The sequence below is a fragment of the Bacillus cereus genome (assembly GCF_015071065.1).
GTDB classification, from domain to species: domain Bacteria; phylum Bacillota; class Bacilli; order Bacillales; family Bacillaceae_G; genus Bacillus_A; species Bacillus_A cereus_BA.
The window spans coordinates 113,524-127,396 of record NZ_VOVA01000001.1 but is presented as its reverse complement, the minus strand read 5'-3'; the positions used below and the strand labels follow the sequence as shown (position 1 = coordinate 127,396).

Here is a 13,873-nt window from a genome sequence, read left to right as displayed (position 1 = left end):
GCCCATTTTTATTAAAGTTTGTAGCTATGTGTTTTTAGTAAAGAGAATATAGCTACAAACTTTAGTTTTGAAATAAATTGGGAAGAGTTATGTAAGGAATTGATTAAAGGGGGAAGTAATATGACGTATCGACGGAGGATATCGCTATTGCTTTTAATGGATTCACTGATTGTATTAGGTGCAATTTTTTTTAGTTATTTCTTTGTAAATGCTAGCTTCAGTGTTATCACTTTATCATCAGTTATTAGTTCTATCACCTTATTAGTAAGTCATCATTTGTTTGCTTTTCTTTATAAGTTGTATAAAAAAGATTGGGAATATGCAAGTATAGGAGAATTGCTCATTATATGCAAAGTTGTTACATTTTCTATCATTACTACAGCAGTTGTGCAACAAATAATAATGCCAAAAATGTATTTTCGGTTGTTAGTTGTAACTTGGATGATTCATATTTTATTAATTGGCGGTTCACGTTTTATTTGGAGAATGTATAGAGATGCTTATTATGTAAAAAAGGGTGATAAAAAAAGAACCTTAATTGTTGGTGCTGGTTCAGCGGGGACAATGGTTGCAAGGCAGTTGTTAAAGAATAGTAATGCCGAATTAATGCCAGTCGCATTTATTGATGATAATGTAAAAAAACATAATCTTGATATTTGGGGGATTCCAGTAATTGGCGGTATTAATCAAATTGAGTACGTTGTCAAAAAACTGAATATTGAAACTATTATTCTGGCAATTCCTTCACTAAGCAAAGGGAATCGAAATATTATTTTAAAAGAATGTTTGAAAACACAGATAAAAACTCAAATTCTTCCGATGTTAGAAGACTTAGTAACAGGTAAAGTTTCGGTGAATGAATTCAGGGATGTTCAAGTAGAAGATTTATTAGGGCGTGATCCTGTAGAACTTAATATGGATATTATTTCAGATTATATAACTGCCAAAGTCATTTTAGTTACTGGTGCAGGAGGTTCAATTGGTTCGGAAATTTGTAGGCAAGTTGCAAAATTCAAGCCGAAAAAGTTGATTTTACTAGGGCATGGGGAGAACAGTATTTATTCTATAGAAATGGAATTGAACGAAAAGTATGGAGATATGAAAGGCACGTTTATTCCTGAAATCGCAGATATACAAGATGCTAAGAAGATGCATTTAATTATGAGTAAACATCTTCCGAATGTTGTATATCATGCAGCTGCACATAAACATGTACCACTAATGGAGAATAATCCTGAAGAGGCTGTTAAAAATAATTTGATTGGAACTATGAATGTAGCAGAGGCAGCGAGAGAAACTGGAGTAGGAACGTTTGTTATGATTTCATCTGATAAAGCGGTGAACCCGACGAGTGTTATGGGAGCAACAAAGAAATTAGCTGAGATGGTAATTCAACATAAAGATAAAATAAGTCATACAAAGTTTGTTACTGTACGATTTGGGAATGTCTTAGGAAGTAGAGGCAGTGTTATTCCTTTATTTAAGAAGCAAATTCAAAACGGTGGACCAGTTACAGTTACTCATCCGGATATGATTAGGTATTTTATGACAATTCCAGAGTCATCTAGACTTGTAGTGCAAGCTGGTGCGTTAGCTGAAGGTGGGGAAATTTTTGTGCTGGACATGGGAGAACCAGTAAAAATAGTCGATCTCGCTAAAAATCTCATTCGATTATCCGGAAATTCTGTGGATGAAATAGGAATAGAATTTACTGGTATACGCCCAGGAGAGAAACTTTTTGAAGAATTACTAAAAGAAGATGAAATGAATGAGAAGCAAGTTCACCCAAGAATTTATGTAGGACAAGAAATGAATGTTCGAATAGAAGAAATAGAAGAGTTTATTTCAAATTATACAGATTTAAACGAAGTAGAATTAAGAAAGCGATTGTTAAACTTAGTGAATAAGCGTAAAACTTTAAAGCTATTAATACCGGTATCAGGTTAATAGAAAAAATTTAATATAAGACGGGTGCGTGGGATGGTGTCTAAAAAAGTTCTGTTTTGTGCAACTGTGGATTATCATTTTAAGGCTTTTCATTTACCGTATTTGCAATGGTTTTCAGAACAAGGATGGGAAGTACATGTTGCAGCGAATGGGGATATACATCTTCCATATGTAACTCAAAAATATAATATTCCTATTCAAAGATCACCTCTTAGCATACAAAACCTTCATGCATATAAAAAACTAAAATCAATTATTCATCAAAATAAATATAAAATCATTCATTGTCATACGCCTATGGGAGGAGTAATTGCTCGTTTAGCTGCTCGAAAAGTAAGGCAGCAAGGAACGAAAGTCGTATATACAGCACATGGATTTCATTTTTGTAAAGGAGCACCATTCATAAATTGGCTTCTATATTATCCAATTGAAAGAAGTTTAGCAATTAATACGGACTGCCTAATAACAATTAACCAAGAAGATTACAATTTAGCGGTAAGACATCGGTTTCAGGCGAAAGATATTAAACTCGTTCATGGTGTAGGGGTAGATATAGAACGATATGTTCCTGTTACTGAAAGTGGAAAAGAGCAATTAAGGCTTAAAAATGGTTATAAGACAAAAGATTTTTTAATGTTTTATGCTGCCGAATTTAATAAGAACAAAAACCAAAGCTTCTTAATTCAATCATTGGCGCAGTTGAAAAATGAAATTCCGCATGCAAAGCTGTTGCTTGCTGGCGAAGGACCGTTAATGGAAGAGTGCAAAAAAATAGCGACTCAACTAGGCGTGAGTAATATGGTTCACTTTCTTGGTTATAGAAATGATATAGCCTCTTTGTTGCAGATGTGTGACTTAGCTGTTGCATCGAGTTACCGGGAAGGGTTACCAGTCAATATTATGGAAGCTATGGCTTGTGGACTTCCGGTTGTAGCTACTGACAATCGGGGACATAGGGAGTTAATTATTAGTAATAAAAATGGTTGGATTATAGATCGTGATGATATAAAGACGATGTCTGAAAGAATAAATTCTATTTCTAAAAATACTAAATTAAAAGCTCAGTTTGGACAGTGTGGACGTACTATTATTACAAGTGAATATTCAGTTAATGAAGTGTTGAAAGAGAAACAAGAAATTTATACAACATATATGGATGAAATGGAGGATTTAAATTGGGCACTCCATTGAGAGTATTACATGTAGTCGTAAATATGAATAGAGGCGGAGCCGAAACTTTAATTATGAATCTGTATCGTAATATAGACCGCTCAAAAGTACAATTTGATTTTTTAACTTGTAAAGAAGGAGTGTTTGATGAAGAAATAGTAAAGTTAGGCGGGGAAATTCATAGAATTCCATATGTTACAGACGTTGGTCATAGAGGCTATATAAAGGCGCTAGATACCTTCTTTAGCTCTCATCCGCAATATAAAATCGTTCATTCACATATGGACAAAATGAGTGGATTTGTCCTTCGTTCAGCTGAAAAAGCAAGGGTGCCAGTTAGGATTGCGCATAGTCATAATACTAGTAGTGAAGGTGGTACTGCGGCTAAAATCTATAAATGGTATGCAGGAAAATCTATAGCCGCATGTGCAACACATTTGCTAGCATGTTCAAATGCAGCTGCCAGGTGGCTATTTGCGGGTAAAGCTGATGTAGCCAAAATCTTAAAAAATGGAATTGATTGTGATAGATTTTTGTTCTGTCCAGAAATGAGAAAACAAGTAAGAGAAGAATTAAAACTTGGGCAAGACGCTCTTGTTATTGGCCATGTTGGAAGATTTGCTCATCAAAAAAATCATACTTACCTTATAGAATTATTCGTGCAGTTAACTCGATTTAGGCCGAATGCAATTCTATTATTAGCTGGCGAAGGGCCGCTTCGTATGGAAATTGAAAATCAAGTAAGGGAATTAAATTTGGAGAAGCATATAAGGTTTCTTGGGATACGAGCCGATATAGAAAGGATACTTCAAGCATTTGATGTATTTGTTTTTCCATCCATACATGAGGGATTGCCACTTACTCTCATAGAGGCGCAAGGAGTTGGTTTGCCTTGTATTATATCGGATGCTATTACGAAAGAAGTGGATTTGGGAATGAATCTAGTTGAACATGTTCCTCTAACAGATAAAATGGCTTGGATAGAAAAAATGAAAAATATAGAAATTAGTAATTTTTCGAGGGAAATACCAGTTCAAGTATTTTTAGAGAAAGGATACGATATAAAACATACGGCAGAATTAACTCAAGACTATTATTCCGTACTTTCGAGGTGAGTAATTTGGAGAATTTAACGATTTTCACCCCTACCTATAATAGAGCGTATTGTCTTGCGAATTGTTATGAGAGTTTAAAACGTCAAACATGTAAGAATTTTGTATGGTTAATAATAGATGATGGATCTAGTGATAACACAAAAGAATTGGTGGATAGCTGGATTGATGAAGAATGTATAACAATTAGGTATCATTGGCAAAACAATCAAGGTATGCATGGTGCTCATAATACAGCATATGAAATGATTGATACGGAGTTAAATGTTTGTATTGATTCTGATGATTATATGCCAGATGATGCTGTAGAAAAAATCCTTTCTTTTTGGATGAAATATGGAAATGATGAAGTCAGTGGCATAATTGGACTTGATTCGGACACAGCTGGACAGATCATTGGCTCGAAGTTACCGGAGAATATAAAACGGTCTACACTGTTTGCTCTCTATAATACGCATGGTGTAACTGGTGATAAGAAGCTTGTATATCGTACAGAATTGACGAAGAAGTATCCATACCCAGTTTTTAAAAATGAAAAGTATGTAGGTTTGGCATATAAGTATTATATGCTTGATTGGCAATATGAGATGTTATTGATAAATGAAGTCCTTTGCTGTGTTGAATATCTACCTGATGGCTCATCAATGAACATGCTAAATCAATATCGTAGAAACCCGAAAGGTTTTGCTTTTTATCGGAAGGAGCTTATGAAATTGCCATTTGTAAGCCAATCGTTTAAATATAGACAGGCTATCCACTATGTATCTAGCAGTCTTATATCAAAAAATAGAAGGTTCATGAGTGAGACACCATGTAAAACTCTTACACTTTTTGCTATCCCACTTGGGATTATGCTGTATTGTTACATCACAACAAAAACAAGAGTATCAGAAGTAACATAGGATTTTAGTATTAAGTTGAAAGGAAATAACAAATGACTATACTTTGGATGAATCTTGCTATAGTATTTATGCTCTCTTTTTTGGCAAGATATTTTGCTATGCCTTTGACCACGGGGCCAGCATGGATAAAGCCGAATCAGTTTTTGACTTTGGTGGCCGTTCTATCTCTTGTATTGGTATCGGGCCTTCGAAACAATATTGGAGATACATACTTTTATATGCATGGATATACTGTTACTGATTTCACTTGGGAATATATTAAAAACAATAAAGACATAGGATTTAATATTTTGCAAATGATTTTACAAAAGTATACCGAGGATCCTCAGGTCATGGTTTTTATTACAGCATTGATAACAAATGTACTAATCGTATTCATTCTATATAAGTATTCAAGGTTAATTGACTTAAGTTTATATGTCTATATCACGTCTGGGATGTACTTAACATCAATGAATGGGATTAGGCAATATTTAGCTGCTGCTATTGTTTTTGCTGCGACCAAATATATTCTTGATGGTAACTGGAAAAAATACATTTTCATTGTTCTGCTTGCATCAACATTTCATCAGAGTGCGCTTGTTCTCATACCAATATATTTTCTAATTCGCAGAAAAGCTTGGTCAACAACAACGTTTATCCTTCTGTTTTTAGCAGTGCTTATCGTTATAGGGTTTAATCAATTTTCTGAGGTTTTCTTTGCAGCGATAGGGGATACTCAATATGGTCATTACAAAGATTTTCATGAAGGAGGTGCCAATATACTTAGGGTTGCTGTTGAGGGTGCACCACTCATACTTGCGTTCTTTGGTAGAGAAAGACTTAGAGAATTGTTTCCAAAGAGTGATTATATTGTAAATATGGCATTACTGGGTGCAGTTTTTATGCTTATTTCAACACAAAACTGGATTTTTGCAAGGTTTGCTATTTATTTTGGATTATACCAATTAATATTAATTTCTTGGGTTGTAAAGCTGTTTACTGAAAAGGATCAGAAGTTTGTCTATTATGCAATTTTAGTATGTTACTTTGTTTACTTTGTATATGAGCATGTCATTACTTTGCGGATTATTTATAAGAGTCACTTTTTGGGATAATAAAGGTTCAATATATGGAATTGATTATAAGATTGGGGTAGGTTTCAATGGTTAAGGCTAAAAAGACCACAAGAGTTTTGCACATTGTCAGTGCTATGAATCGAGGTGGTGCTGAAACGCTACTAATGAATATATATAGAAATATAGACAAATCACAAGTTCAATTTGATTTTGTTTCACACAGAACTGAAAAGTGTGATTATGATGAAGAAATTGCAGTATTAGGTGGTAAAGTCTATAGAATTCCAAGTCTAGGGCAAGTAGGGCCTTTAGCGTATATTAAAGAACTTACAAAGATAATGTCTGATAATCGATATGTAGCCGTACATGCACATACCGATTATCAAGGTGGCTTTGCTGCGGTGGCTGCGAAAATGGCAGGTATAAAAAAAAGGGTTTGTCATTCTCACAGTAATAATTGGCCTCAAGGAGTTGGAATTAAAGCGAAAATTACTCTAAAGGTTTTGCGATCTATTATTAAATATGCTGGAACAGATTATTGTGCGTGCAGTATTGAAGCTGCACGTTTTTTATTTGGTAAAAGAATAATTAACGATAATAGGCTAGAATTGATCAAAAATGGAATAGATATTAACCAATTTACTGATGTGGACATGAGGGATGTTGCCAGTGTGAGAAAAGAGCTTAATATACCAGATGAGGCGAAAATAATAGGTCATATTGGTCGTTTTTCAGAATCAAAGAATCATATTTTTATCCTACAAGTTCTAAAAGAAATTTTAAAGAGAGATGTAAATTTTATCGCTGTTTTAGTGGGTGATGGTCCGTTAAAAAGCTCTATTGAATTGAAGGCAAAAGAACTGGGTATTAACAACAATATAAGATTTTTAGGCGTGAGGAAGGATATACCAAGACTGTTGAAAGCGTTCGATGTTTTCTTATTTCCTTCTTTATTCGAGGGTTTCGGTATTGTAACGTTAGAAGCACAATGTTCAGGTACACCTTGTATTGTTGCAGATACGATACCTAGAAATACTGATATGGGCTTAGGAATAATGTCATTTATTAGTTTAGACGAAAAGCTTGAGGTATGGTCCGGAGAAATTAATAAAGCTTTATTAAAAGAAAAACCTGAAAGATCAAAGATAATTAACAATATATCAAAATTAGGTTTTGATATTAATAGTAATATTCCTGATTGGTTATCGTTATATGGAATAGAGTGTAAGGAATATATAAGATAATTTTGTTTCATCACCATTTTGCATAAACCAATCCTGATTATATTTGCAAGGGAAAATAGGGGGCTATCATAAGGGATGATAGAAGTTGACAATTGATTTTGTGAGGTATTTGATGATGAAAAAGAAAAAAATATTAATCACTTCTTTTGACATGGCAATCGGTGGTGTAGAACGAAGTCTAATTGGATTACTAAATAAAATTGATTACAACAGATATGACGTAGATTTAATGTTATTTAAACACGAGGGAGAATTTTTCTCTTTATTACCAAAAGAACCAAATTTATTACCGGAAATACCTCAATACACTACTTTTAGAAAATCTATTGGACAAATACTGCAAGAGGGTAATACATCTATTGGGATCATCAGATTGATAGCGAGAGTGATGGGTACTTTACATGGTAAGTGTATAAAGAGTGAAGAACCTGGATACTTAGTTATTCAATACGGATGGAAAATGTCCCTGTCATATCTTCCGAGATTAGAGGAAGAATATGACGCTGCAATTAGTTTTTTGTGGCCTCATTATTTCATAGGAAATAAGGTCCGAGCGAAAAGGAAGATTGGTTGGATTCATACAGACTACTTAAACATACCGCTGAATAAACGTATGGAGTATCAAATGTGGAGAGAAATGGATAATATCGTAGCGGTTTCTGAAAGTTGTAGGGATTCATTTCTTAGTATCTTTCCTTATGTTAATAAAAAAGTAGAGATTATCGAAAATATTATATCTCCTGAGTTTGTACGTGAACAATCTAATCAAGATGTTACGCATGTAATGCCATTAACTCCTAATCGGATAAAGCTTGTAACTGTAGGTAGACTTTCACACGCTAAAGGGATTGATGATGCTATATATGCCTTTCGAAAATTATTGGATCAGGGATACGATATTGAGTGGTATATTGTAGGATATGGTCCTCAAGAGACTGAGCTTAATATATTGATAAATAAACTAAAACTTCAGGATAGATTCTTTCTACTGGGCAAAAAGACTAATCCTTATCCCTATATAAAAGCGTGTGATATATATGTACAACCATCTAGGTATGAAGGAAAGGCTGTGACAGTTCGGGAGGCGCAAATTCTTGGGAAACCTGTACTTATAACTAATTTTCCAACTGCTAAAAGTCAGCTAGAGGATGGAGTAGATGGGTATATTTGTCCAACAGGTATTGATGGGATTATCGGAGGTATAAAAAAACTGGTTGATGATGTCGATTTCAGAAATAAAATTGTTAATAATGCTAGTCAACGGAATTATGGTAATGAAGCAGAAGTGGAAAAGATATATAGGCTAATTGAGTGATAATAGTTTAAGTTATAAAACTAAAAATCTTTTATTGGTTCATAAAATATACTTGGAGGTATTGTTTTCATGGATAATGTTCTAGTGTTAGATACGTCGGTCGGTTCCCTTAACAAGGGGGATGACATAATAATGAAGTGTGTAAGGTATCAGTTGTCTGATATAACTAAAAATGCATATATTTTAACACTACCGACTCAGGTTTCACCATTTCATTGGTATCAAGTAGCAAGAGGATCACATAGGGTAAAACTTTATAGTGATGCTAAATATAAATTTGTAGGTGGTTCAAATTTACTAACAATGGACATGCTTACTCATTTCCCACAGTGGAATATTAATATGTTCAATTACGGTCCTTTGAAAGGTAGTATTCTAGTTGGTGTAGGTGCAGGGAAAGGTAATAAGATAAACGCATATACAAAAATGTTATATAAAAAAGTTTTATCACATGAATATATACATAGTGTTAGAGACGAAAGAACAAAAAAATTTTTAGAAGAAATGGGGTTTAAGGCTTTAAATACAGGTTGTGCAACATTGTGGTCTCTTACACCTGAATTCTGTAAAGAGATTCCAACTAAAAAATCAGATTCAGTTATTTTTACACTTACTCATCATTCGAAAGATCTAGTAAAAGATCAATTATTAATAGATGTACTGAGAAAAAATTATAAAAATATTTATTTTTGGATACAGGATGCGAGTGATTTTTTGTATTTTGAAAATTTAAGTAATACAGAAAATATAAAAGTTGTTCCACCTAATATAGAAGCTTATGAAAAAGTGCTCAATACAGATGTTGATTATATTGGAACAAGATTACACGGTGGGATATTTGCAATGCGACATAAAAAGCGTACAATCATTATCTCTATAGACGAAAGAGCTAGAGGAATGAGTGAGACATATAATCTAAATTTAATCGAAAGAGCCGATTTTGATAATCTTGAAAAAATGATTAACTCAAAAATTATAACAAATGTTAAGGTGAATTTTGAAGTGGTAGATCAATGGTTAAAACAATTCTCAAGTTAATGAATACTCAAGAATTTGAAAGGTAACTTATTAGGAGGCTAAAATGAATACTATAATTCTTGATAAAATCGTTGTAAAAAATAACAGGGTTGATTACTTTTTTAGCATTAAAGGGAATTTACAAAAATATTTTAAAATAAATAATCATATGTTCCTCGAATACAACTATGATATATCTGATATTCCAAATAGTATTTTAGCTATTCCATTTGTTTCAAATGTGATTCCTCTTGTGTGGATTACTGATTCAACAATATTGATAAATGAATTAGATGAATCTTTTTATGAATGTCTCAATAATATAAAAACTGCATATCAAAATATGTTTCCTAGTGTCAGGTTTAAGGGTTCTATTGTTGTAGATAAAATTATTGATAATACCTATACTCCTGAACTCGAAGCAGCATCTTTATTTAGTGGAGGTCTTGATGCACTTACTACATTTATAAGAATAAAGGATAAAAAACCATTATTAATTACTGAATATGGATGGCATGAAGACAATATAGAGGATAGTGATGTGTGGGAGGCAGACAAAGAAAACGCTATAAATTTTGCAAAATGTCACGGATTAGAAAACATCCTTATACAATCTAATTATGGTACTTTTATAAGTGCAGGAAACATTGATCATGACTTTAGGAATAAATTGGAGGATACATGGTGGCATGGATTACACCATGGCTTAGCAATAATATCTGCAGCTATCCCTATAGCTTTCAAACTTAAGATAAAATGTATATACATTGCAAGCTCTAATTCTCCTTTATATGAAGTTACTTGTGCATCTGATCCCACAGTGGACAATGAAATAAGGTATGCATCAGGTGAGGTTTTTCACGATGGATATGAACTCAACAGGCAAGATAAGGTTAAGGTAGTTGTTGATCATTATTCGGCCATTAAGGAATTGGTTAATATCAGAGTATGTTTTAAAAATGAAGAAAATTGTTGTAAATGTGAAAAATGCTTAAGAACTATTATGGGAATTATCGCTGAAGGTCAAGATCCTTGTGGTTATGGCTTTAATATTCCAAATAATCTTTTCCAGTACCTTAAAACTTCTTTGGATAATGAGGTGAAGTTTTTTACAGATACATTCATTGTTATTTATTGGGATATAATCCAAATTCGAATGAAGGAAAATTACAATAATATATTATATAAAGATTTACTAGATTGGTTTTTAGATTATGATTTCAAAGCACAGCGAAGAAAAGCATTACTTAAATATAGAGTAATAAAGTTCTTTCCTATTTTGAAGAGGAAGATTAGTACTAAATTAAGTAGAATGTTTGCACAAAACAATTAGAAATAGAAGGTATTATTATGAGAATACAAAATTCCCTGAAAAATATATTATTCGGTTTGTCGGGCCAAATAATTAGTATTGGTATGGGTTTCATTGTTAGAACCGTTTTTATTTATACACTAGGTATAGAATACCTAGGTGTGGATGGACTTTTTACAAGTATATTAACTATGTTGTCATTAGCTAATTTAGGTTTTGATACGGCTATAATTTACAGTTTATATAAGCCCTTAGCTGAGAATGATAGTTGTAAAATACAGGCATTAATGAACTTATATCAAAAGGCATATAGATTAATAGGGTTAATCGTTTTATTGATAGGATTATCGTTATTACCATTTCTTCCTCACTTAATGAATGGCGAGACGACAATTAGTAATATTAATATTATCTATCTGCTATTTTTACTGAGTTCGGTTTCATCATATTATTTTGTGTATAAACAATCTATTATTATTGCTGATCAGCGTAATCACATTATTTCTAAAATACACAGTATATTCACAATTATGTCTCACTCTTTACAAATTATTTTATTAATAATTATCGGAAATTATATTGTAGTATTAATGGTTCAACTGGCATTAAGAGTAATTGAAAATGTATATATTGCAAATAAAGCAAATAAACTATATCCGTATCTACAAGGGGAAAATAATGCAAAATTATCTAAAGAAGACAGAAAGCTTTTCTTTGAAAATTTGTATGCTCTATTGTTGTACAAAATTAGCGGTGTAGTAATTAATGGAACTGACAATATTGTTATCTCTAAATTTATTGGGATTACTTGGGTTGGTATTTATTCGAATTATCTATTGATTTTAAATACGCTGAATACTTTGTTGGGTTATTTATTTTATTCTATTACTGCCAGTGTTGGAAATTTAAATGTAAAAGAAAATGAAGATAAAAACTATTTTATTTTTCGTGTGCTTAATTTTGTGAATTTTTGGATATATGGGTTCTGTACTGTTTGTCTTTGGAATTTAATAAACCCATTTATAATTTTATGGTTAGGTGAGCATTATGTGTTTAATAAGTATATAATATTTGCCATAATATTAAATTTTTTTACTGCTGGAATGCAAAATGCTTCTACAACTTTTAGAGAAACCACTGGTTTATTTAAAAAAGGAAAATACAGGCCTATTATAGCGGCCGTTATAAATATTGTAGCTTCTATAATTCTCGCAAAACAAATAGGAATTGCAGGTGTATTTTTTGGTACTGTTATCAGCAGATTGTGTACCTATTTTTGGTACGATCCGTATGTTATATTTAAATTTGTTTTCAAAAAATCGGTAAAATTATATTTTGTTAGATATAGTTTATTTGGATCTCTAGTTTTTGTTTCTGTAATCATAACAGATACTCTTGGCAATATCTTTTATACCGATATATTTATAAATATGGTAATACGCAGTATTTTGTGTCTTATTATTCCTAATGTAATTTTTTTAATTACGTTTAGAAAACATGAAGAATTTAAATATTTACGGGATATAGTAAGACAAATTGTTAACAAAATGCTATCTAAGTTATTAACAAAAAAAAAATTCAGAAATATTAAAAATAGTTGAAGAGCAATATGAGGAATAATAGCTTTCTGGTATAGAAAATGTAAATGAATAAGCAAAAAATATCTAACTTAAATTAGTTCTCATGGTTTTATATAATGAACGTGTGAATTTAGTCAATTTATTTTAGTGGAGGAAATTATGAACGACTGTAAAGGTATGGCACTTTATTTAACTGAATTTTCTGAATTGATTTCAAAGAACCGTATTGAGAATACTACAGTTCCGCGTACAGCATATATCTTACAAATCCACAAAAATCCAGATCAAGTAAATGGGTTTATTAACCAAATCATCTCAGAAGAACAAGCCGATGTATTTCTTCATATTGATAAAAAAACACACAATGAATTATGTAGGAAAATATTAAGAAATCCTAATGTGGAAGTTTTGCATGAGAATATAGACGTAAAATGGGGTGATATAAGCCAGATAGATGCTACAATTTTGTTGCTAAAAAAAGTAATAGATACACAAAAAAGTTACGATTTTGTGTGCCTTAGAAGTGGTCAAGATTTATTGGTGAAAAACGGATTTAAAGATTTTCTATTAAATAATAAAAACAAAATATTTATGACAGCAACTCATATTGAAAGGAGTAATTCAGATGTTTCTTTTCAGAATATCAGTTGGCCAAAGGTAGCAAGGAAACAATACAATGTATTTCATCCTTTTAGAGTTTTTAGAAGAATAATTATGCGTTTGTATGGTTGGGGATTTAACATATTTCCCAACCCATATAAGTTGCCTGAAGAGTTCTCACTTTATCACGGTTCATCGTGGTTTTGTATCCCTTTGGATATTGCAAGATATATTATAGATTTTTTAGAAAGAAATGAATGGTACTATGATGCTTTTAAAAATGCTTTATGTCCAGATGAATGGTTTTTTCAGACAATAATAATGAATTCGGAGTACAAATCTCAAGTTGTAAATAATAATTTAATATACTTGAGGTGGGGCCAGACTTTTAAAACCCGAAATCATCCGATTACCTTCACCTTGGAAGATATCAATTCAATAGAAAGCTCAGATCAATATTTTGCAAGAAAATTTGATCAAAACTTTGATAAATCAGTAATAGAGTATTTTACAAGTAGAATAAAAATGTAGCATTTAAATCGGCTATCATACTATACGTCTCTGTTCATGTTCTTTCAACGTTTCTACTGTCTAACGGTAAAAATTTGAGATATAA

General features: G+C 32.1%; 11 protein-coding genes. All 11 read left to right on the top strand.

Annotated elements, in window-relative coordinates:
- Window positions 1-120 precede the first annotated feature (120 nt).
- Window positions 121-1,947 carry a polysaccharide biosynthesis protein gene (locus FT637_RS00655; protein ID WP_193644766.1) on the top strand — a complete coding sequence of 609 codons (1,827 nt, stop codon included), beginning with the start codon at window positions 121-123 and terminating at the stop codon, window positions 1,945-1,947.
- Between the two features lie 33 nt (window positions 1,948-1,980).
- On the top strand, window positions 1,981-3,138 hold the full coding sequence (locus FT637_RS00650; RefSeq protein WP_193644765.1) for a glycosyltransferase family 4 protein: 1,158 nt from the start codon (window positions 1,981-1,983) through the stop codon (window positions 3,136-3,138).
- Window positions 3,123-4,232, top strand: coding sequence for a glycosyltransferase family 1 protein (locus tag FT637_RS00645; RefSeq protein WP_193644764.1), 1,110 nt, complete (start codon window positions 3,123-3,125; stop codon window positions 4,230-4,232). The genes FT637_RS00650 and FT637_RS00645 overlap by 16 nt, the downstream gene beginning before the upstream one ends.
- A gap of 5 nt (window positions 4,233-4,237) precedes the next feature.
- Window positions 4,238-5,131 (top strand): glycosyltransferase family 2 protein, encoded by an 894-nt coding sequence (locus FT637_RS00640; protein WP_193645502.1) that lies wholly within the window; start codon window positions 4,238-4,240, stop codon window positions 5,129-5,131.
- Between the two features lie 32 nt (window positions 5,132-5,163).
- The gene (locus tag FT637_RS00635; protein ID WP_193644763.1) at window positions 5,164-6,228 is read left to right on the top strand and encodes an EpsG family protein; all 1,065 of its coding nucleotides are present in this window, start codon (window positions 5,164-5,166) and stop codon (window positions 6,226-6,228) included.
- A 47-nt stretch (window positions 6,229-6,275) separates the two neighbouring features.
- Window positions 6,276-7,433 carry a glycosyltransferase family 1 protein gene (locus tag FT637_RS00630; RefSeq protein WP_193644762.1) on the top strand — a complete coding sequence of 386 codons (1,158 nt, stop codon included), beginning with the start codon at window positions 6,276-6,278 and terminating at the stop codon, window positions 7,431-7,433.
- Window positions 7,434-7,548: 115 nt separating this feature from the next.
- Entirely contained in the window at window positions 7,549-8,748 is a 1,200-nt protein-coding gene (locus FT637_RS00625) for a glycosyltransferase (RefSeq protein ID WP_193644761.1), read from the top strand.
- Window positions 8,749-8,817: 69 nt separating this feature from the next.
- Window positions 8,818-9,786 carry a polysaccharide pyruvyl transferase family protein gene (locus FT637_RS00620; RefSeq protein WP_193644760.1) on the top strand — a complete coding sequence of 323 codons (969 nt, stop codon included), beginning with the start codon at window positions 8,818-8,820 and terminating at the stop codon, window positions 9,784-9,786.
- Between the two features lie 43 nt (window positions 9,787-9,829).
- Window positions 9,830-11,098, top strand: a complete 1,269-nt coding sequence (locus tag FT637_RS00615) for a peptidase (protein WP_193644759.1) — start codon at window positions 9,830-9,832, stop codon at window positions 11,096-11,098.
- 17 nt (window positions 11,099-11,115) lie between these two features.
- Entirely contained in the window at window positions 11,116-12,678 is a 1,563-nt protein-coding gene (locus FT637_RS00610) for a lipopolysaccharide biosynthesis protein (RefSeq protein ID WP_193644758.1), read from the top strand.
- Between the two features lie 138 nt (window positions 12,679-12,816).
- The gene (locus tag FT637_RS00605) at window positions 12,817-13,788 is read left to right on the top strand and encodes a beta-1,6-N-acetylglucosaminyltransferase (RefSeq protein WP_193644757.1); all 972 of its coding nucleotides are present in this window, start codon (window positions 12,817-12,819) and stop codon (window positions 13,786-13,788) included.
- The last annotated feature ends 85 nt before the right edge of the window (window positions 13,789-13,873 follow it).